The organism is Sulfitobacter sp. CW3, assembly GCF_019392245.1.
Classification (GTDB): domain Bacteria; phylum Pseudomonadota; class Alphaproteobacteria; order Rhodobacterales; family Rhodobacteraceae; genus Sulfitobacter.
This window is the reverse complement of sequence record NZ_JAHXRL010000009.1, coordinates 122,553-142,179: the sequence shown is the minus strand read 5'-3', so window position 1 is coordinate 142,179 and position 19,627 is coordinate 122,553. Positions and strand designations below refer to the sequence as shown.

At 56.9% G+C, this 19,627-nt stretch carries 20 protein-coding genes and 1 pseudogene; 1 reads left to right on the top strand and 20 read right to left on the bottom strand.

Annotated features, from left to right (window positions below; all coding sequences use genetic code 11):
- Positions 1-11: 11 nt before the first annotated feature.
- The 9 genes and pseudogenes from KZZ06_RS17535 to KZZ06_RS22585 all read right to left on the bottom strand — a co-directional run.
- Entirely contained in the window at positions 12-1,157 is a 1,146-nt protein-coding gene (locus KZZ06_RS17535; RefSeq protein ID WP_138925296.1) for an acyl-CoA dehydrogenase family protein, read from the bottom strand.
- The gene (locus KZZ06_RS17530; protein WP_138925297.1) at positions 1,154-2,263 is read right to left on the bottom strand and encodes an acyl-CoA dehydrogenase family protein; all 1,110 of its coding nucleotides are present in this window, start codon (positions 2,261-2,263) and stop codon (positions 1,154-1,156) included. The genes KZZ06_RS17535 and KZZ06_RS17530 overlap by 4 nt, the downstream gene beginning before the upstream one ends.
- Positions 2,260-2,709: a MaoC family dehydratase gene (locus KZZ06_RS17525; protein WP_138925298.1), complete on the bottom strand. Its 450-nt coding sequence runs from the start codon at positions 2,707-2,709 to the stop codon at positions 2,260-2,262. The genes KZZ06_RS17530 and KZZ06_RS17525 overlap by 4 nt, the downstream gene beginning before the upstream one ends.
- On the bottom strand, positions 2,706-3,428 hold the full coding sequence (locus KZZ06_RS17520; protein ID WP_138925299.1) for a transglutaminase family protein: 723 nt from the start codon (positions 3,426-3,428) through the stop codon (positions 2,706-2,708). The genes KZZ06_RS17525 and KZZ06_RS17520 overlap by 4 nt, the downstream gene beginning before the upstream one ends.
- Before the next feature lie 102 nt (positions 3,429-3,530).
- Complete coding sequence (locus KZZ06_RS17515; protein ID WP_138925300.1) at positions 3,531-4,649, bottom strand: CaiB/BaiF CoA-transferase family protein; 1,119 nt, start codon at positions 4,647-4,649, stop codon at positions 3,531-3,533.
- A 12-nt stretch (positions 4,650-4,661) separates the two neighbouring features.
- Positions 4,662-5,519, bottom strand: a complete 858-nt coding sequence (locus KZZ06_RS17510; protein ID WP_138925301.1) for a MaoC/PaaZ C-terminal domain-containing protein — start codon at positions 5,517-5,519, stop codon at positions 4,662-4,664.
- Between the two features lie 22 nt (positions 5,520-5,541).
- The gene (locus KZZ06_RS17505; RefSeq protein ID WP_138925302.1) at positions 5,542-6,693 is read right to left on the bottom strand and encodes a thiolase; all 1,152 of its coding nucleotides are present in this window, start codon (positions 6,691-6,693) and stop codon (positions 5,542-5,544) included.
- Positions 6,694-6,696: 3 nt separating this feature from the next.
- The gene (locus KZZ06_RS22590; RefSeq protein WP_257884444.1) at positions 6,697-6,936 is read right to left on the bottom strand and encodes a Zn-ribbon domain-containing OB-fold protein; all 240 of its coding nucleotides are present in this window, start codon (positions 6,934-6,936) and stop codon (positions 6,697-6,699) included.
- A gap of 9 nt (positions 6,937-6,945) precedes the next feature.
- Positions 6,946-7,074 (bottom strand): annotated as a pseudogene (locus KZZ06_RS22585) (zinc ribbon domain-containing protein); the annotation flags it as partial.
- 100 nt (positions 7,075-7,174) lie between these two features.
- On the opposite strand from KZZ06_RS22585, the gene KZZ06_RS17495 reads away from it, so the two are divergent.
- Entirely contained in the window at positions 7,175-8,341 is a 1,167-nt protein-coding gene (locus KZZ06_RS17495) for a CaiB/BaiF CoA-transferase family protein (RefSeq protein ID WP_138925304.1), read from the top strand.
- A gap of 83 nt (positions 8,342-8,424) precedes the next feature.
- Here the strand turns inward: KZZ06_RS17495 and KZZ06_RS17490 are convergent, their stop codons facing one another.
- From KZZ06_RS17490 to KZZ06_RS17440, 11 genes are all read right to left on the bottom strand, one after another.
- Positions 8,425-9,351, bottom strand: coding sequence for an electron transfer flavoprotein subunit alpha/FixB family protein (locus KZZ06_RS17490; RefSeq protein ID WP_138925305.1), 927 nt, complete (start codon positions 9,349-9,351; stop codon positions 8,425-8,427).
- On the bottom strand, positions 9,351-10,109 hold the full coding sequence (locus KZZ06_RS17485; RefSeq protein WP_138925306.1) for an electron transfer flavoprotein subunit beta/FixA family protein: 759 nt from the start codon (positions 10,107-10,109) through the stop codon (positions 9,351-9,353). Before KZZ06_RS17485 ends, KZZ06_RS17490 begins: the two co-directional genes overlap by 1 nt.
- A 46-nt stretch (positions 10,110-10,155) precedes the next feature.
- Positions 10,156-10,938: an enoyl-CoA hydratase/isomerase family protein gene (locus KZZ06_RS17480; protein ID WP_138925307.1), complete on the bottom strand. Its 783-nt coding sequence runs from the start codon at positions 10,936-10,938 to the stop codon at positions 10,156-10,158.
- 17 nt (positions 10,939-10,955) lie between these two features.
- Entirely contained in the window at positions 10,956-11,738 is a 783-nt protein-coding gene (locus KZZ06_RS17475) for an enoyl-CoA hydratase/isomerase family protein (protein WP_138925308.1), read from the bottom strand.
- Between the two features lie 92 nt (positions 11,739-11,830).
- Entirely contained in the window at positions 11,831-13,081 is a 1,251-nt protein-coding gene (locus KZZ06_RS17470; RefSeq protein ID WP_138925309.1) for an ABC transporter substrate-binding protein, read from the bottom strand.
- A 38-nt stretch (positions 13,082-13,119) separates the two neighbouring features.
- Positions 13,120-13,938: an ABC transporter ATP-binding protein gene (locus KZZ06_RS17465; RefSeq protein WP_089423358.1), complete on the bottom strand. Its 819-nt coding sequence runs from the start codon at positions 13,936-13,938 to the stop codon at positions 13,120-13,122.
- An 8-nt stretch (positions 13,939-13,946) separates the two neighbouring features.
- Complete coding sequence (locus KZZ06_RS17460) at positions 13,947-15,020, bottom strand: branched-chain amino acid ABC transporter permease (protein ID WP_089423359.1); 1,074 nt, start codon at positions 15,018-15,020, stop codon at positions 13,947-13,949.
- 3 nt (positions 15,021-15,023) lie between these two features.
- Positions 15,024-15,911, bottom strand: a complete 888-nt coding sequence (locus KZZ06_RS17455) for a branched-chain amino acid ABC transporter permease (protein ID WP_219581316.1) — start codon at positions 15,909-15,911, stop codon at positions 15,024-15,026.
- A 1-nt stretch (position 15,912) separates the two neighbouring features.
- On the bottom strand, positions 15,913-17,847 hold the full coding sequence (locus KZZ06_RS17450) for a long-chain fatty acid--CoA ligase (RefSeq protein ID WP_138925366.1): 1,935 nt from the start codon (positions 17,845-17,847) through the stop codon (positions 15,913-15,915).
- Entirely contained in the window at positions 17,837-18,640 is an 804-nt protein-coding gene (locus KZZ06_RS17445; RefSeq protein WP_138925311.1) for an ABC transporter ATP-binding protein, read from the bottom strand. Before KZZ06_RS17445 ends, KZZ06_RS17450 begins: the two co-directional genes overlap by 11 nt.
- 51 nt (positions 18,641-18,691) lie before the next feature.
- Positions 18,692-19,555 carry an SDR family oxidoreductase gene (locus tag KZZ06_RS17440; RefSeq protein ID WP_138925312.1) on the bottom strand — a complete coding sequence of 288 codons (864 nt, stop codon included), beginning with the start codon at positions 19,553-19,555 and terminating at the stop codon, positions 18,692-18,694.
- Positions 19,556-19,627 lie beyond the last annotated feature (72 nt).

Sequence of the window (19,627 nt, the reverse complement as noted above, 5' to 3'; positions counted from 1 at the left end):
GCAAATGATCGTCACAGGCCCAAAACGGCCTTAGACAAGATATTTCGTTGGATTTCGTTTGAGCCGCCGTAGATTGTCGTCGGCCGTGCTTTGTAAAAACTGGCCAACACATCGACCCCGACATTGCCCACCTGCAGCGGCCCGATACTGCCACCATCGGGGCCTGCGACCTCGATCATCAGTTCCGATATCCGCTGATAGGTCTCGGTCACCCAGATTTTCAACATCGAGACATCGGCTCCCAATGTCTCTCCGCGCTTAAGCTGATCGGCAAAGCGGCTGTATAGGGCTGCGTGGTCTTCAACGTCCAGCGCCGCCTCGGCGTAGCGATCCCGAAACACGGGGTCGTCAAAGGCACCGCGACCACGGGCAAAAGTTTCAAGCTGACCCAATGCATTCTGCGCAAGGCCGGGTGAGCCGATGAATATCCGCTCAAAGCTGAGCAGCGCCTTGGCCATGCTCCAACCCTTGTTGATCTCGCCCACCAGGTTGGCGCGTGGGGTGCGGGCGTTGTCAAAAAACACCTCGCAAAACTCGGTCTCGCCAGCCAGCGTGGTGATCGTGCGCACGTCGACGCCTGGCTGATCCATGCTGGCCAGAACAAAACTGATGCCCTGTTGTTTTTTAGGCGCATCGGGGTCGGTACGCACGAGCATGAAGATGTGGGTGGCGTCATGCGCCATCGTGGTCCAGATCTTCTGGCCGTTGATGACGAAATTATCGCCATCAATCATAGCACTGGTACGCAGATTTGCCAGATCAGAGCCCGCTCCGGGTTCGGAATAACCCTGACACCAGATGTCTTCACAGCTCAGGATCCGCGGCAGCCAATAATCCTTTTGTGCCTCGGTGCCGAATTTGATAATCAGCGGACCAACCATCTGGATCCCCATGTCTCGACCCCGGTTGACGCCATAGTGTTGCTGTTCTTCGTAAAAGATCAGCAGTTTGGCCGCCTCCAAGCCCATGCCGCCAAATTCGATGGGCCAGGCAGGTGCGACCCAGCCTTTGGCGTGTAGCTTCACATGCCAGTGCTCAATCTCGGCAAACTTAGGTCGGTGCGGCAGGTGACGTAGTTCTTCGGGATATTCGGCCTCGAAAAAAGCCCTGACCTCTCGGCGAAACTCTTCATCGCTTATTCCATTCCAGTCGGTCATTGCGCGGCCACCTCTGTTTCATTTGCATCCAGCCAGCGGCGGCGATGAAACGCCGCATCCCCCAGCCAAGCCGACAGGACAAGCGCCCGGTTCAGTAACAAGCCGACATCGAATTCATCCGTGTACCCGACCGCGCCATGCAGCTGGATCGCCTCGCGGGTGATTTTTTGCGCGGCGGTACAGGCGCGGGCCTTGGCGCGGCTTGCCTGTCGCACCCGTTCTAGCGTCGAACCTGCTTGATCCATCGCGGCCAGCGCCTCGCGTACGGCGGCCTGGGAAACTTCCTGCGAGACATGCATATCAACGGCACGGTGCTGAATCACCTGAAACGAACCAATCGGCTTGTCAAATTGTTCGCGTGTTTTGATATAGTCCAGTGTCAGTACCAGCGCTGTACCGCTTAGCCCGACCAGTTCGGCGGCGGCTAATGCGGTCGTATCCGCAACGGCATTAGTCAGCGCATCAGTGACCTGCGCGCCTTCGGCCAGCACCTCTGCCGGGGTGTCCGCAAAGCTTATGCCCCAAAGCTCGCTGGCATCCGATTGCAGCCGGGTCTGCATCAGCAGACCAGACGCATCCGCCGCGATGCGCACCAGAACCGAACCTCGCGGCCCCTCGGCGAGGACCAGAATATGGTCCGCACCACTGGCCCCCACCACCCAATCCTTACTGCCGGTCAGTGTGGTTCCATCAAAACGGCATTCGATATCATCCGATAGGCCCGTCGCGCAGCGTTCCTGCCAGGCCACGGCCAACACGACATCGCCAGCGATGGCGGCTTCCAGCATCGGATCCTGCCGGCACAGCCGCTGCATCAGCCCGATTGCCAGCCCGATTGTCGGCACCACCGGCTCAGGCGCGGTCACGCGGCCAATCTCTTCGGCCACGACACCAGCCGCCGTCAGCCCCATACCAAGCCCCCCGGCCTCTTCGGGGGCTGCGACCCCCAGTACACCGGCAGCAGCCAGTTCCTGCCAGATACCCGCGTCCCAGGGCGTATCGTCATCACGCACGCGGCGGGCGCGCCCAAGTCCGCCCGCCCGATCCAGCAGCGTACCAACGCTGTCGCGCAAAAGCCGTAGGTCTTCGTCTTGTACCATAGTCATTTCAGGTCTTCCTTTCGGCGCTGGATCATCACTGGGGTCTCAACGCTCATAACCAACTCACCGGCGGGGTTTCGCGCTTCGAGCGTGTAAATCAAAACACCCCGGTCAGGCTTGCTGCGCGATGGGACCAAAGACTGAACTTCGATCCGGATATTCAGTGGTTCTTCTGGGCGCACTGGTCGCAGCCAGCGCAGCTGGTCAAACCCGATACCACCAATGTTGGCGACGTCGACCATCAAGTCCTGCATGATAGGTTTGAACACGGTCAGAAGTGTCTGGAAACCAGAGGCGATCAGCCCGCCGTGGATACCTTCAGCATAGGCTTCATCCGTATGCAGACGCTGAGGGTCCCATTCCTGAGCAAACTCCATGATCTGCTGTTTGGTCAACGGCGCAGAGCGAAATTCGAAAACCTGACCAACACTGAAATCTTCCAAATACTTCATTTTGCAGGTGAGCCTTCGGGACTAGCAAAACCCGCATCAAAGAACTCACCGGAAATCCTGCGCCGGTTGAATTCCTTCAGCTTCGGATATGTCTCACCAAATGCGGTCAGGAACTCCTGCATCGGCGCATCCACAAACAAGCCCCGATCATTGACGTATTCCATATGGCGGCGGTTCGTGTCGTCAAATTCGTGAAACAGCGCGTCGTGCTCTCCGTCAAATTCCAGCGGCTTGACGCCAAAACGCTGGCACAATTCCATGTTGAAGGCCGGGGTCACCTTGAAAGATGATGCACCCAGCCAAAGCTGAACATAGCCGTGGTAGATGAACAGGTCGGTGCCCATCAGCTCGGCCAGTTTGGGCGTATTCAAGTGGTTGCGAACATCGGCAAAGCCAAGCGCCGCCGGAATGCCAACGGCCCGCAGGCATGCAGCCAAGAGGATCGCCTTGGGCACGCAAAACGCCGAGTCCATGTCCGCGATAACACTTGCTCTATAATCCTCAGCGGTCAGAGAAAACGTATAGGGATCATACCGCAAATCGTCGCGCACAGCCTGAAACAGGCGCACCGCCATGTCCTTTTTGGATGCATCCGGTGCCATGTTGCGCAGCGCCCGCATCACAAAGGCCTGCACCTCCCTGCTATCGCTATCGACATAGTGCGCGGGAGAGACAAATCGTTCCGCTTCAGCGGAACGTTCCGACATCGGCTCAGACATTGTAACCCCTCCCAAAGGAATTCAAACAAGTTTCTAACATTTGTTAGATTATTCCAAACAGCGTCAGCCGTCAACCTATTCTGACGCCTCAGCGACCACTATTTACAACCCAAACTCGGCATTTTGCTCACCCAGATCGGGCGCGGCGCGACTGTCGGCGACTGCCCCGCGAAATTCTGGTGCAATCGGCAAAGGCAGTGCCGGAACTTGCTCGCCCCCAACCGAAACCACCCGCCCGAACGTGTCGCGCGCCGTGAAATGCGGATCGGCTGCGGCCTCGGCCGGTGTCTTGACAATGGTGCAGCAGCAATCCGCCGCTTCCAGCAATGGTGCCCAATGAGCAGATGGTTTGACCACAATCCGGCGCGCGACCTCGGCCTTTGTCGCCGCTGGATCGGCAAGGTCATCGCGCAGGTCCCGCGGCAGGTCGATGACATTGCAAAATGCGTCCCAGAATTTCTGCTCCAGCGCCCCGACCGCAACCTGTCGGCCGTCTGATGCCGAATAGAGCCTGTAACGTGCCCTGCCCCCAGTCAGCCTGTCACCGCCATTTTCAATAGGCTCGCCCGCGATGACCCCCTTGGCGTGCGCCCAATAGGCGAAGGCAAACGCGCCCTCAGACATGGCGATATCCAGATGGACGCCTTGCCCGGTCTTGTCGCGCTGGCGCAGCGCAAGCAGGATATTCATGATTGCCGGATAGGTTCCCCCGCCGATATCGGCGATCAGACCAAACGGTGCGGTCGGACTGTCAACCGAACCTGAACTAAGCGACAGGACACCCGCATCCCCAACATAGTTCATGTCATGCCCGGCAACGTCTCGTTTCGGGCCGCTCTGGCCGTACCCTGTTATTGAACAATAGATGATTTTGGAGTTAAGCGTCCTGACCGCATCATACCCCAGTCCCAACCGTTCCATGACGCCAGGACGGAATTGCTCGACGATAACATCGGCCTTTTCGATTAGCGACCGCAAACTGGCCACAGCCCCTTCCGCCTTGAGGTCCAGCGCGATGCTTTTCTTGCCCCGGTTCAGGATAGCATAGCCCAGACTGCGGCCCTCGATCATTGGCTCTGTCAGGCGCATGTCTTCGCCGGAGCCCGGACGCTCCAGTTTGATGACCTCCGCCCCGGCTTCGGCCAGCATCAGCGTGGCCATCGGACCGGGCAAAAGTGTGCTAAAATCCAGCACCAGAATATCGTCAAGCGGTTGTGTCAAATGTCTCTCTCCTCAGGCAAGCCTTGCAGCGCCATTGTTCAGCACCACCACGTTACGTTCGGGTACCACTGCTCGAAACCGAACCTCTGTGCCGTCCCGCCAGATTTCGAAGCGCACAGTTTCACCGGGGTAAACCGGCGCGGAAAAACGCACATCCAAACCGGTCAGGCGGCTTGCATCATAGTCGCAGATCGTCTTCAAGATCGCTCGGCAGCCCAGACCATAGGTTGCCAGACCATGAAGGATCGGACGGTCAAACCCCACCGATCTCGCAACCGCCGGGTCGGCATGAAGTGGGTTGTAATCACCGCTCAGTCGGTAAATCAGCGCTTGGCGCGGCAGTGTGGTCAGATCGCAAATATGGTCCGGTGCCCGATCCGGCAACGTAGCCGGAATAGGCCCAGCAATCTTCTCACCACCGAAGCCGCCATCACCACGCGCAAAGGTCGACATCGAAACCCGCGCCAGCGTCTCATTGCTGGCCGCGTCAATGATATCGCGGCTGATATGAAGCACCGCGCCCTTGCCTTCGCCCTTGTCAGAAATATGATCAATCCGGGTGCGCCCGATCACCTTACCCTCGACAGGCAGGGGCTTGAACACATCCAACCATTGTTCACCGTGCAGGACCTTTTTCCATTCGACCCCTGTGCGCGGGTCGCTCAGCCAGAAACCGGGATATCCCAGAATGACGGCCATGCTTGGCGCGGCCAGCAGACCGTCTTCATAGACATAGGCCAGTTCTTTTTCATCGTTTGGGTCCTCTCCGAACCCCAGACCAAGGGCATAAAGCATCGTGTCCCGCTTGGTATAGCTGTGCTCCAGGTCTTTGAATTCCCAAGCGTTCAGCGCATCAATATCCAAAGGCATTTCCGGTTTTTCCTTGCTTAAATCAAACGGTGCTGGCCGCGCCGAGAATGGCCGTAACTTGGCTAGACAATACCCCACCATTGCCATGCGCCAGCGCCAGCTCCACGTTATCCTGTTGCAACCCCGGCGCATCACCTCTGATCTGGCGTGCGGCCTCGATCACCGTGAAGATGCCGTACATTCCGGGGTGCACACATGACAGCCCACCGCCATTGGTGTTGACTGGCAACGCCCCGCCCGGCGCGATCCGGCCATCGGCAACAAATCCGCCGCCTTCGCCCTTGGCGCAGAACCCGAGATCTTCGAGAAACAGGATGGTGTTGATGGTAAACGCATCATACAGCTCAACGACGTCGATATCGCCCGGCGTCACCCCGGCCATCGCAAAGGCACGTTTGCCGGAGTCGCGCGCCGCCGTAACAGTGAAATCCTGCATTTGCGAGATTTGCCGATGGCTGCTGGCCGCCGCAGACCCCAGGACATAGACTGGTGCCTTGGGGAAATCCCGCGCCCGATCGGCCCGCACCATCACGATGGCACCACCGCCATCGGTCACTAGGCAACAATCGCGCGTGGTCAGCGGATCGCCCACCATACGCGCACCCAGTACATCTTCGCGGGTCAACGCGTCGCGCTCAAAGGCTTCGGGATTATGCCGGGCCCAGGCGCGTGCCGCAACGGCTACGTCGGCCAGTTGTTCGCGTGTCGTGCCATATTCATACATATGCCGCGCCGCAGCCATCGCATATGCCGAGATCGGATAGCGCGGGTTATACAGCCCTTCGTAGGGCGGCAGCTTTGACGCGGTCACAAGCCGCCCTGACGCCGTACGCTGATTGGATCCGTAACAGATCAGCGCCACATCACAAAGCCCAGCCTGCAACGCCAGTGTCGCCGAGGTCAGATAGTTCACAAACGACGAACCGCCCGTCATCGTGCCATCGACATAGCGCGGCTGAATCCCCAGATATTCGGCCGCCATGAGGACCGGCATGGCATCTTCCATCATGGTGCAGAACAGACCATCGACATCGCTCAGCTTCAGTCCGGCATCGTCCAGCGCCGCGAGTGCTGATTGCGCCATAATGTCATAGGCCGAAAACCCCGGTGCCTCGCCAAAACCTGCATGCCCCACGCCGACGATCGCGGATTTTCCGCGCAATTGATCAACCATGGTTCATTCCTCCACCGGCTTACACAGCACGGCAGGAACACCGTCAATTTCACCGACAAAGGCCGTGACCGGCAACCCGATCGTCACCTCGGCAGGAGAGATTTCATCGACCCGGCTCATCATCCGCACCCCCTCAGCCAGTTCAACCATGCAAACGTTATAGTCACCCCCACGCTCAGGCTTTCGCCGCACGGTGGTCGTGGTGTGAACGATACCGCCGCAGGATGCCGGGTGCCATGTCAAGGACTGCCCTTTGCAATGTGGGCACAAAACGCGCGGGAAAAAAATGAACTTTTTGCAATCATTACATTGCTGCAAGTTGATCTGCCCCTTTGCCAATCCGTCCCGGAAGGTTTTATCCGGCCCCTGATTTTCCGGCATTTCGACTGCTCCTTCGATAGATCGAATCTAAGTTGCCTTCAATTCTAACACCTGTTAGATTTAATGCAACTCTCCACCTCAATAAAAGCGGGTTCTAACCATGAGCATCAGTAAAGACGGCATGCTTGCAGGCGTCAGGGTCATCGACATGACGTCGGTTGTATTCGGCCCCCTTGCCACGCAAATGCTTGGTGATCTGGGTGCCGATGTCATCAAGGTCGAAAGCCCCGAAGGCGACATGCTGCGTCAGGTGCAACCTGCCCGGACGCCTGGTATGGGTGCGGCATTTCTGGGCACAAATCGCAACAAGCGCAGCATTACCCTTGATCTGAAAACCCAAAAGGACCGCGCCGCTTTGCTTGACCTGCTGGATGATGCGGATGTATTTGTATCCAGCGTCCGCCCCGCTGCGCTGGCGCGGCTGTCCCTTTCCCCCGAGACCCTGCGCGAACGCAATCCCAAGCTGATTACCGTGGCCGCAGTCGGGTTCGGCTCGGACGGGCCGTATCGCAACAAGCCCGCCTATGACGACAGCGTCCAGTCTGTCTCCGGCATGGCCGGACTGGCCACAATGTGCAACCCGGACAATCCACCTGCCTATGCTCCCACGATTATCGCCGACAAGCTTGGCGGGGTCACTGCGGCCTATGCGATCATGGCCGCGCTGTATCACCGCGAACGGACCGGGCAGGCCCAACATGTCGAGGTTCCGATGTTCGAAACACTGGCCTCCTTCCTACTGGTCGAACATATGGCCGAGGCAACATTTGAATCCGAACCGCAAAGCTTCGGATACCAACGGATGCTGGTCCCGCATCGACGCCCAGTAAAAACCGCAGATGGCTATATCACCATCCTGCCCTACTCGAATGCGCAATGGGCGCGGTTTTTCAAAGCCGTGGGGCGCGACGACATGCTCGATCATTCCTGGGTCACGAACATGGACGAACGCAGCCGGAATATCGGAGGGATCTATGACATGGTGGCGCAAATAGCGACGACACGCACCACCGCCCAGTGGATTGAACTGACCGAACAAGCCGACATTCCGGCCATGCCCGTGCGGATGCTGTCAGATCTGCCGCAAGACCCCCATCTGGCCGCGACAGGATTTTTCCAAACCATCGACCATCCCACTGAAGGGGCCGTCTGGACCACCAAACCGCCCATCAAATTCTCTGCCACACCTGCGCGCCACGACATCACTCCGCCGCCTGCACTGGGTGAGCACAACCCTGACATCCTGAAACGGCCCAAGCCCAAGTGATCAGCCGCCCCAAACCGGGAAAAGGCCCGCCTAACCGGCGGGCCTTTAGGGTATCGTAAGGTCGGAAATTTGGCGACCATGTATCAGAGCTTTTCGAGCAGTTCAGGCACGGCCTCGAACAGATCTGCAACCAGCCCGTAATCGGCAACCTGAAAGATCGGCGCTTCTTCATCTTTGTTGATCGCGACGATGATCTTGCTGTCTTTCATCCCGGCCAGGTGCTGGATCGCGCCTGATATACCGACTGCTACATAGAGGCTAGGGGCCACAACCTTACCTGTTTGGCCAACCTGCCAATCGTTCGGGGCATAGCCCGAATCGACCGCAGCGCGGGATGCGCCAACAGCCGCGCCCAGCTTGTCCGCCAGCTTTTCGATCAGCGCAAAGTCTTCTTCAGACCCAACACCGCGGCCACCGGACACAACAACACCGGCCGAAGTCAGCTCGGGGCGGTCGCTTGCCGCCACGTGGTCTTCGACCCAGGACGACAGACCGGGATCTTCAACCGCCGAGATCGTCTCGACCGAGGCAGACCCGCCGTCGCCAGCAGCATCAAATGTCGACGCGCGGAAAGTGATGACTTTCTTCGCGTCAGAAGATTTAACCGTTTGAACCGCATTGCCCGCATAGATCGGCCGCTCAAACGTATCGGCATCAATCACGCCGGAGGCGTCAGAGATGATCATCACATCCAGCAGTGCCGCAACCCGTGGCATCACGTTCTTTGCGTCTGTCGTGGCAGGGGCAACGATGTGATCGTAATCGCCCGCCATCGACACGATAAGCGCTGCCGTGGATTCCGCGAGGCGGTGACCCAGCGTGGCATCCTCGGCGACAAGCACCTTGGAAACCCCGTCGATTTTTGACGCCGCTTCACCTGCCGCAGCAGCTGAGCCGCCACAGGCCAGTATGGTGATATCGCCCAATGCTTTGGCGGCAGTCACGGCCTTGGCCGTGGCATCCATCGCCAATTCGCCATCGGTTATTTCTGCAAGGAGTAGAACAGCCATTACACGGCCCCCGCTTCTTTAAGTTTCGCTACCAGTTCATCCACGGATGCAACCATGATACCGGCTGCGCGCTCTGCTGGTTCAACGGTTTTCACGATCTCCAGGCGGTTGGAAACATCAACGCCGTAATCTGCCGGTGTCTTTTCATCCATCGGCTTTTTCTTTGCCTTCATGATGTTGGGCAGGGACGCATACCGTGGCTCGTTCAGGCGCAAATCAACGGTGATGACCGTGGGCATCGAAACTTCGATGGTCTGCAAACCGCCGTCCACTTCACGTGTGACTTTGGCTTTGTCGCCTGCAATCTCCACTTCGGATGCAAATGTCGCCTGCGACCACCCCATCAACGCTGCCAGCATCTGGCCGGTCGCGTTCATGTCATTGTCGATGGCCTGCTTGCCGCACATCACCAGACCAGGCTGCTCTTCATCCACAATCGCTTTGAGGATCTTGGCAACGGCCAGTGGTTCGATGTCGTTGTGTACGTCGTCTGTGGCGACAACGAGGATCGCGCGGTCCGCGCCCATGGCCAAAGCGGTGCGCAATGTTTCCTGAGCCTGCTTGACGCCGATGGAAACAACCACGACCTCTTCGACCTGACCGGCTTCTTTCAGACGGATCGCCTGTTCGACGGAAATTTCGTCAAACGGGTTCATCGACATTTTTACATTAGCAAGATCAACACCCGATCCGTCCGCTTTGACGCGCACTTTCACGTTGTAGTCAATCACGCGCTTTACAGGTACAAGTACCTTCATGGGCGATAATCTCCTCTTGAGGTTAGTATATTTTGAATCTCTTTACTCAGCAGTCTCGGAATCTCGGCTTTCGTTTCTCTGTGAAAGCATTCATTGCTTCGGGAAAATCATGCGCGCCAAGCAGAATGGTCTGCGCGCGGCACTCAATGTCCAAAGCTTCCTCGAAAGAGCACTCCGCGGCCTCACGCATCACGCGTTTGCTGCAATTCATTCCAAACATCGGGTTTGCTGCCATCTCGGTCGCGATTGCGATCGCGGCAGCTTCGGTTTCGTCAGCGGGCACACATTCTTCTACTGCCCGCATCTGATGGGCCGTCTTGCCCGAAATCTCACGCCCGGTCAGCACCAGAAGGCGTGCCGCGCCTGACCCCATGCGCTGTTGCAACAGCCAGCTCGATCCCGTGTCGGGGCAGCCACCCACTTTTGAAAAAACTTGGCAGAACCGCGCATCTTCAGCGGCGACAATCACGTCGGCACACAGCGCCAAACTCATTCCTGCGCCATAGGCGACGCCATTCACGGCAGCAATCAGCGGCTTGTTGAACCCGTATGCCGCGCGCCCGCCACTATGCACCTTGTCAACCATCTCATAGGTTGCACGCGCGCCTTTTGCGATCTCGGACCGAAACCCGACAAGATCACCGCCGCTTGAAAAATAATCGCCGCCAGTCATCACAACGGCACGCACCGCATCATCCCTTTGCGCCACATCAAGAGCCGCAATAAACTGGTCAACAAATGCCAGGCTATAAGGGTTCCGGCGCGCGGGCTGCGTGAATCGCAAGACCCCCACCCCGTTGTCGACGTCAAATCGCATAAGGTCAGACATATCAAGCTCCTGGTTACCTATCTACCCTGCCAAACCGGGGGGCGTTTTTCAGCAAAAGCCCGCGGGCCTTCGATGGCATCCTGGCTGGCGTAGACAACTTCATGCAACCGCTTGCCTTCTTCTAATCCAGCAGCACAGCCCAGATCCATCGTTGCGCGCACACTTGCTTTGGCGGCGATCACCGACAACGGCGCGCCCGAAGCGATGCGGTCCGCCAGTTCGCGGGCACGGGTCCGTACGGCGTCAGGTGTTTCTTCCAGGTAATTAGTAAAACCATAGTCGTGCAGCCGTTCGATCGGCATCAGATCCCCCGTCAGGACAATCTCCATCAGGACCGGTTGCGGTAGCATCGACAGGCCCGGGGCCGCCCACGGCGATCCTCGACCAATCTTGACCTCGGTTATGCCAACCTTCGTTCCTTTCAGTCCGACCCGCAGGTCGCTCATCAGGGTCAGCATCATGCCACCGGCCATTAGCGATCCGGTCATCGCTGAAATAATCGGCTTGGAACAGGTCCGCATCCGGTCATGGAACGGATCGCGCATTTTGGACAGGATATCGATACCTTCGTCGCGGGCAATCTCGGCAGCTTCCTTGAGATCGAGCCCGGCGCTGAACACACCACAATCGGCGGAGGTCAGGATGACGACGCGGATACTATCGTCAGCCTCGATCTGTTCCCAGGCATCCGCCAACCCGTTCGCTGCCACTACTGACAAGGCATTCTTTCGCTCTGGTCGGTTAATAAAAACTGTTGCCACACCGTTTTCAACGGTGAGTTCAATTGGGTTATCTGTCATGGAATGTCCTTGAGATACGGGTTTGAGCAAAACTGGTTCGTGTTGGTTCAAACCCGGTGGAAGGCTGGGGGCGAACCCCCAGCCACGTTTTCTTACTCAACCGTGAACTTGCTTGAGCTTTCTTTGACCACGTCCCAGATTACGTCGGTATAGGCTGCGGTCCAGTCCTGCTGAGGGACCCAGGTTTTGCCATCCCACATCTCGATACGGGTCTTACCGCCGCCGCCGTGATCATCCGCTGTCACCGTAATGGGGGCGAACAGACCGTTGGCGTCAAAATCCACGATGCTTTCATAGCCAGCCTTCATGGAATCGGGCGTAACTGGGAAACCATTCTGCTCGACCGCAAGGCGCGCCGCTTCAAATGCAGCCGAGTAGATCGCCAGACCGGTATTGTAATACACGTCGTTGATCTTTTCGACCGGCCCGGCACCTTTGCCCGCGCCGTAAACGTCGGCAAGGATTTCCTGAATGATCGGAAGATCCTGCCCGCCGGCCACATTGGTCCCACGCTTGAGCCCGATTGCGGCCTCGGCTCCGATGTTGGCGATGTCCACCTCATTCAGCCAGTTGACCGAGATATAATTGCTGATCGGAAAGCCGTTGCGTTTCATCTCCTTGGCAGCAACGACGTGCCCACCTGCGAGAAGCCAGGCAACCACATAGTCGGGCTTGTCGCGACGCACTTTGGTCCAAACGCTCGCCTGATCACTGCCGGGCAGCGGCACCGGATAAAGCAAAAGCTCAAAGCCTTCTTTTTCGGCCAGTGTTTTCAGGATTTCGATCGGTTCCTGACCAAAGGGATAGTCCAGATAGGCGAAACCGACCTTGACACCTTTCATGTCACCACCGCTTTGCTCTTTGATATAGGCAATATCGTTAGCGGCTTGGCCCCAATAGGTGGGACCAACCGGGAAGATCTGGCTGAACACCGATCCATCAGCGGCGTCCCCCCGGCCTACAAGAGATTGAATCAGAATATTCTTGTCTTTCATAATCCGCGGCAGCACAGCGACGGAAACCGGCGTCGACAGCGTGTCGAACACAAACACGCCTTCACGCTTGAGCTTTTCGTAGCATTCAATACCACGCTGCGGCTCGTTGCCGTGATCTTCAACGATGATTTCAATTTCATGACCACCGATGCCGCCCTTCATATTGGTTAGGGTGGCCAGATCTTGCGCAGCCTGCGTGATTTGCGGCGTCACAAATGTGTAGGACTTGCTCAGATCATAACACAAACCGAACTTGATCTTGTCCTCAGCTGCATTCGCGGCCGACAGGCTCGTCAGCCCCATCACGGCTGCCGCAGCCAATCGTTTTACATAAGTCTTGGTTTTCATTGGTTGGTCCCTCCTCTGTGAACATTCAAACGCAAACGCTAGCTCAGCCAGCGCTTCCGTCTGCTGTAGTGCTTGATGTCGTGAAAATTCTTGCCTTCACCTCCACCGAGATAAAACTCCTGAATGTCGGAGTTTGCCTTCAGCGCCTCTGCCGAATCGTGCATCACGACGCGGCCATTTTCGATCAGATAGCCGTGCGAAACGATCTCCAGCGCGGCCAGCGCGTTTTGCTCTACCAGTAAAACCGACAGGCCATCTTCCTTGTTGATACGCTGGATAATTCCAAAAATTTCGGCCACCAGAAACGGAGCAAGCCCGAGGCTGGGTTCGTCCAACATCAACAGGCGCGGTTGGGTCATTAGCGCACGCCCGATGGCCAACATTTGTTGTTCGCCGCCTGACAGATACCCCGACTGTGATGCTTTGCGTTCCGCAAGGCGCGGAAAATATTCGTATATGCGGGCTTTTTCCGAATTCACCTTTTGGCGCGACATCGACATCGGCGCTGCCGCCTCAAGGTTTTCATCCGGTGTCATATGCTCGAATACCCGGCGGCCTTCAATGACGTGGCAGATACCCATCGCAACGCGGTCTTGCGGCAGGATGTTGCCGATAAGTTTACCGTCAAAGCAAATTTCCCCCCGGCTGACCTTGCCCCGTTCGGCCTTTAGCAATCCACTGATTGCTTTCAGGGTGGTGCTTTTGCCTGCTCCGTTGGAACCCAAAAGGGCAACCATTCCTCCACGGGGAACCTCGATCGAGACCCCTTTAATCGCGAGCAGAACTGAATCGTACAAAACTTCAATGCTGTTCAGAGACAGTATCTGGTCGGTCGCTGTGGTTTTAGGCTGTGCCATGTCGCCCCCTATTTCTTAAGCTGGTCAAAGGGCCAAACCATCAGGTAATCCCTGACATTGGCGTAGAGTTTTCCAAGCCCCAAGGGCTCGACCATCAGGAAGATGACAATCAGTGCGCCGTAGGCCGCGTTCGGAATGTGCGCTAGCGTTTCGATGCCTAAATCCAACCCCAAAAGATTAGCTCCCAATGAGAACAACTGGTTCACGACCCCGGGCATGAGCAGGATGAGTGCGGCTCCCAGATAGCTTCCAAGAATGCTGCCGAGCCCGCCCACAATCACCATCGCCAGAACCTGAATGGATACGTTCACGGCAAACTGTTCTGGGGCCGCAAGAAAGTAGAACGTCGACACTAGGATCGCGCCGCTGACACCTGCGATAAATGACGATGCGGCAAACGCGACAAGTTTATAGTAAAAACTGTTCACACCCAGAATAGCTGCGGCAAAATCCTTTTCCCGCACGGCAACCAAGGCCCGGCCCAATCCGGTGCGTCGCAGGTTGAGCATGAAGATCGTGACCAGAACGCACCAGCCGAATGCAACGTAATACAGACCTGCATCCGAAGTAATGTCCTGCCCCAACAACGCAAAGGTGGGCGATTGCAAGGACGCGTGCGATCCCCCTGCGATCGTTGGCGAATGGGTCAGTACCCAGTCCATCACGAACTGCATCGCAAGGGTTGTGAGGGCCAGGTAAAGCCCCTTGGTCCGCAGCGCCGCAAAAGCAAACAGACTTCCGATTACCGAAGAGGCTAGACCGCCTATAAGCAAGGCAAACTCCCATGGAATTCCGAATTTCGCCGCGTGAACAGCCGAATAGGCACCAACGGCCATAACGGCCGCATATCCCAGATGCAGTTGTCCGGCCCAACCCGTTACAAGGTTCAGTCCCAATACGGCCGCCGTCCAGATCAGCCAAGGCAGAATGTAACTGTTCAGATAAAGCGAACTGACCAGATAGGGTGCTGCGAGCCCGAGCAGCAAGAAGAACACAACGGCGTTGCGATCAGCCGGAACCGGGAAGAGCTTGCTATCAGAAACGTAACTATTGTGGCGAACACCTGAGAGACCGTAAAACATAATTTAGACCCTTTCGATGTCATGACGGCCAAACAGGCCATGCGGGCGGATCATCACCGTCAGGATCAACACGGCAGCGACAATCAGATCCCGGCTGCCACCTCCGACAATTTCATCTAGATAAAATGAACCGACACTTTCCAGAATGCCCAGAATGATACCGGCGACAATCGCGCCGATGATACTGTCCAGCCCGCCCAAAACGGCCACTGTCAGCCCCTTGAGCAGCAGGATCGACAACGACTGATCGACGCCCTGGATTTCGCCCCAAATCACACCGGTTGCCACCGCCACGATCGACGCCAGTCCCCAGGACAGGCCAACACCCCGTTCAACCGAAATACCCACAGACCAGGATGCCATATAATCGTCAGAAATGGCCCGCAAACGAATACCAAGCCGACTGCGGAAGAACAGAAAAAAGGCAACAAACAGGGCGAGCGCAACACTGGCACCGACAATGTGGATACGGCTAAGAAGCATGTCCCCCACAAAGAGCGGTTCATAGCTGACCCCCAAATCAACCGAACGCGAAGACCCGCCCCAAATCGCCAGGGTGGTGCCGCGCAGAAAGATGTCGATCCCCATTGTCATCATCAGGATCATAATGACCGGGCGCCCCGCCAATCGGCGCAGCGCAACTTTTTCGATGCCGATGCCCACAAAGAACATGATCACCACCGCCAAAGGAATGGCCACCCAAAGCGGCAACCCCATATTATGCGAGAATGCCAGCACCACATAGGCACCCAACATGGTTAGGGCCCCCTGAGCCAAGTTTGGCACCGACGACGATTTGTAAATCAGGACAAGCCCAATTGCAAAAAGCGAGTAAAGCAGGCCTGTCAGCGCGCCATTCACTGTCAGCTCTGCCAGAAAAACTAAATCCATCTTATATCTCCCTGATCAACAGGGTGCGTTCGACAGTCCCCGTTTCGCCTGTTTCGTACGTTACGACCGCTTTGACGTGAATATCGGCTGCACCGTTATAAAGCGCCTCGATCACCTGACCGTAGCGTTCTTCTACAACTTTGCGCCGCAGTTTACGGGTTCGTGTAATCTCGCCGTCATCCGGATCAAATTCTTTGTGCAATGAAACATAGCGATGCAATTGCAGGCCTTCGGTCACCGCCTTGTTCACCCGAACAAATGCCTCTTTCACCAATTCAGCCACCTCAGGTCTTTGGGAAAGATCCGCATAGGATACGTAGGGCACACCGTTGACTTCGGCCCAATGCCCGACCGCCTCGGCATCGATACAGATCATTGCCGTCAATTCGTCCCGTCCCGCGCCAACCACAGCGGCATCTTTGATGTAGGGGCTGAACTTGAGACGGTTTTCGATATAGTTGGGAACATATCGTTCGCCGCTTTGGGTAAAGACTACCTCGGATACGCGCCCCAGAACAACGAGATGGCCGTCGTCTTCCAGATAACCGGCGTCGCCGCTGTGCAACCATCCATCCTGCAATGCCTCGGCCGAGGCCGCCTCATTTTTGAAGTACCCTTTGAACACGCTGTCCGCCTTCATGAGGATTTCGCCATCGTCGGCAATCTTCACTTCGACGCCCGGCAAGGGCTTGCCGACGGTATGCAACTTCACCTCGCCAGGGGCCTGGATAGCGTTGAACGCGCTGTTTTCGGTCTGGCCGTAAAGCTGGCGCAATTTGATACCAAGGGCCCGGTAAAAAATGAAAGTATCTTCGCCGATAGCTTCACCACCGGTGAAGGCGCGTTTAAGGTGGATCAAGCCGAACTGGTCCTTGATCGGGCCAAAAATAAGTTTCTCGCCGACCAGCCGACCCAGCCGCTCAAAGGGTCCGCCACTGAGACCGTTCAGCTTGCGCCGTTCGGCCTCGACAGCCCGATCCATAAAGAAATGATAGAGCCATTTCTTCAGAGGCGTTGAATTCTCCATGCCCACCTGAATGGCAGTCAACATGTGATCCCAACTGCGCGGTGCGGCGAGATACAGGCTGGGTGCAATCTCGCGCAGGTCACGCTGCACGGTTTCCTGACGCTCCGGCACGCTGACGGTAAAGCGGAACGCGATCGCCGACGCCACCGTCAGAGCAAAGTCACCAACCCATGCCATTGGCAGATAGGCCAAAATTTCTTCGCCATATTCAAAAGCACCTCCGGCATGGGCATTGCGCGCACCCGACAACACATTCTTTTGGCTCAGCACGATCCCCTTAGGCTTGCCCGTCGTACCCGAGGAATGCATGAACACCGCCGGATCTTCTGGCTTGGACTCCTCAATCAGGTGCCGACGCAAATCCGGATCGGCAGACAGTCTCTTGGCACCCGCTTCCACCAGGCTTTCCCACGACTGCAGGCCAGGCGCATCATAGAGATTCAACCCGCGCGCCTCATCGTAAACGATAGATGCCACCGACGTTCCAGCGTCGCGCAGCTCAAGGATCTTGTCGACCTGTTCTTGATCTTCGACCAAAGCGGCTACAACGTGGGCTTCCCCAAAGAAATGCTTCAACTCGTCAAGCGTCGCGCCGGGATAGGCCGGCATGGCATAGGCGCGCAGCATCGACATCGCGGTCATTCCAGCATAAAGCCTCACGCGATTGTCACCCAGAATAATGACCGCGTCACCGGGCTTCACGCCCAGAGCCATGAAGCCGGCGGCGCAGCGCAGCACCTCCTCAGCATAGGCAGACCAGGTCACTTCCCGCCAGATACCACGGTCTTTCTCGCGCATCGCAATATCATTGCCATACTCTCTTGCATTGCGCATCAGAAGGCGCGCAATAGTATCGTCCCCGGCGTTTGGCACGGCCTTTAGAACGGTGGATGAAGGATTATTCGGCATGTGCGCCTCCGATATAGGCCTCGATAACGCGCGGATTTTTAATGACTTCTCTTGGGATGCCGCTGGCAATCATTTCGCCATAATTCAGCGCCAACATTCGGTCACAGATCCCGATGATAACGTCCATATGATGCTCGATCAGCAGGACACTGACGCCGCGCTCGGCGCGGGCATCCAGAATGAACCGCGCCATGTACTCTTTTTCTTCTTGGTTCATCCCGGCCATCGGTTCATCCAGTATCAGAAGATGCGGTTCGGCCACCAAAGCACGGGCCAACTCCACACGTTTCTTCAACCCGATCGGGATTCCGTCGACCATCTCGTGCCGGATGCTTTCCAGTTGAAGAAAGTCGATTACCTCTTCCACGACTTCTCGGTTGGCAATTTCCTGGGGCCGCGCCAACCACCAGTATAGCGCCGTGCGGATCACGCCAGGGTTCATATGGATGTGACGCCCCAATAAAATATTGTCGAGCACGCTCATTCCGTTGAACAACGCAAGGTTCTGGAATGTCCGCGCAACTCCCATGCCCGCAACCTTGTGCGGCGCGGTTCCAGTAATATCCCTACCGCCCAACAGGATCTTCCCCTTTTGTGGCGGGTAAAAGCCGGTGATCGCGTTGGTCAGCGTCGTTTTTCCACTGCCGTTGGGACCGACAAGACCGAAGATTTCGCCTTTCTCAAGTCTCAGATCCACGCCCGATACCGCGACAAGCCCGCCAAACCGCCGCTCTATGCCGATGCATTCCAAAACCGGCACCTGGCCGCTGCCTGATGTTACAGGTCCATTCATCCGTGCGCGCCTCCCAGCAAATCAAAACTCACCATCCCGCCGTTCTCTCTCTCAGTCTATCTTGAAGTAATCAGGACGTCCCGTCGGCCAGGGATCACCCCACATCTGCTGACCGCCATCTATGTTTAGAACCTCTCCGGTTATAAATTTGCCCGACAGTGCCGCCATATAAACAACTCCTTCGGCAACATCCCATTCGTCGCCCGCCCGGCGCATGGGGTTGGATTCCTTGAACGTCGCGGCACCCTCGGCTGGATAATTTCCAAACCCGGTACTTTCGCAGCATCCAGGTGCGACACAGTTCACACGTACACCGTAAGGTGCCCATTCAACTGCGACAGATTTGGACAGGAATATCACCCCGGCGCGTGCCGCGGCGGTATGGGCGATACCGGGCATTCCGCGCCAGACATCTGCGACGATGCTGACAATATTGCCCTGGGTTCCGGTCTCGACCCAATTTTTCGCTACCGCCTGCATCATCCACCAGGTACCATTCAGATTGGTGTCGATCACCGCGTTCCAACCTTTTATGGAAAAGTCCAAGGCCGGCTGCGGAAACTGTCCGCCTGCATTGTTGACCAGAACATGCAGCCCACCGAAACGTTCATGAACAGCGTCCACAAAGGCGGCAACCTGTTCAGGGTCGCGTATCGTCATTTCGCGCGCCATCACTTCGCCGCCAAACGAACGCAGGAATTCCGCCGCGCTTTCCAGTTTTTCAGGGTTGCGCCCACAGATCGCCAGCCGTGCGCCCAGGCGGGCGAACAATGCCGCGATAGCCAGGCCAAGCCCGCCACCCGCACCAGTCACGACAACAGTCTGGTCCTGGAAAAGACCCAGCGCATAGACGGTATTTCGGTCCCGTAGTTCGGTTCGTGTGAACCCAAAAACCGGCTCTTGCGAGTCAGTCATCTTTCCCCCCCTGCTAGCAATTTCGCTAGCGTTTCAAAAAACCTAACATGCGTTAGATTTTTTGGCAAGATT

What these genes read in the sequence shown, in the direction of transcription:
- KZZ06_RS17450 (WP_138925366.1), bottom strand. Translation starts at nt 17,847, where the DNA reads ATGCCGAATAATCCTTCATCCACCGTTCTAAAGGCCGTGCCAAACGCC.
- KZZ06_RS17445 (WP_138925311.1), bottom strand. Translation starts at nt 18,640, where the DNA reads ATGAATGGACCTGTAACATCAGGCAGCGGCCAGGTGCCGGTTTTGGAA.
- KZZ06_RS17510 (WP_138925301.1), bottom strand. Translation starts at nt 5,519, where the DNA reads ATGCCTTTGGATATTGATGCGCTGAACGCTTGGGAATTCAAAGACCTG.
- KZZ06_RS17525 (WP_138925298.1), bottom strand. Translation starts at nt 2,709, where the DNA reads ATGAAGTATTTGGAAGATTTCAGTGTTGGTCAGGTTTTCGAATTTCGC.
- KZZ06_RS17480 (WP_138925307.1), bottom strand. Translation starts at nt 10,938, where the DNA reads ATGTCTGACCTTATGCGATTTGACGTCGACAACGGGGTGGGGGTCTTG.
- KZZ06_RS17440 (WP_138925312.1), bottom strand. Translation starts at nt 19,555, where the DNA reads ATGACTGACTCGCAAGAGCCGGTTTTTGGGTTCACACGAACCGAACTA.
- KZZ06_RS17475 (WP_138925308.1), bottom strand. Translation starts at nt 11,738, where the DNA reads ATGACAGATAACCCAATTGAACTCACCGTTGAAAACGGTGTGGCAACA.
- KZZ06_RS17520 (WP_138925299.1), bottom strand. Translation starts at nt 3,428, where the DNA reads ATGTCTGAGCCGATGTCGGAACGTTCCGCTGAAGCGGAACGATTTGTC.
- KZZ06_RS17470 (WP_138925309.1), bottom strand. Translation starts at nt 13,081, where the DNA reads ATGAAAACCAAGACTTATGTAAAACGATTGGCTGCGGCAGCCGTGATG.
- KZZ06_RS17465 (WP_089423358.1), bottom strand. Translation starts at nt 13,938, where the DNA reads ATGGCACAGCCTAAAACCACAGCGACCGACCAGATACTGTCTCTGAAC.
- KZZ06_RS17485 (WP_138925306.1), bottom strand. Translation starts at nt 10,109, where the DNA reads ATGAAGGTACTTGTACCTGTAAAGCGCGTGATTGACTACAACGTGAAA.
- KZZ06_RS17530 (WP_138925297.1), bottom strand. Translation starts at nt 2,263, where the DNA reads ATGACTATGGTACAAGACGAAGACCTACGGCTTTTGCGCGACAGCGTT.
- KZZ06_RS17535 (WP_138925296.1), bottom strand. Translation starts at nt 1,157, where the DNA reads ATGACCGACTGGAATGGAATAAGCGATGAAGAGTTTCGCCGAGAGGTC.
- KZZ06_RS17460 (WP_089423359.1), bottom strand. Translation starts at nt 15,020, where the DNA reads ATGTTTTACGGTCTCTCAGGTGTTCGCCACAATAGTTACGTTTCTGAT.
- KZZ06_RS17495 (WP_138925304.1), top strand. Translation starts at nt 7,175, where the DNA reads ATGAGCATCAGTAAAGACGGCATGCTTGCAGGCGTCAGGGTCATCGAC.
- KZZ06_RS17505 (WP_138925302.1), bottom strand. Translation starts at nt 6,693, where the DNA reads ATGGTTGATCAATTGCGCGGAAAATCCGCGATCGTCGGCGTGGGGCAT.
- KZZ06_RS17455 (WP_219581316.1), bottom strand. Translation starts at nt 15,911, where the DNA reads ATGGATTTAGTTTTTCTGGCAGAGCTGACAGTGAATGGCGCGCTGACA.
- KZZ06_RS17490 (WP_138925305.1), bottom strand. Translation starts at nt 9,351, where the DNA reads ATGGCTGTTCTACTCCTTGCAGAAATAACCGATGGCGAATTGGCGATG.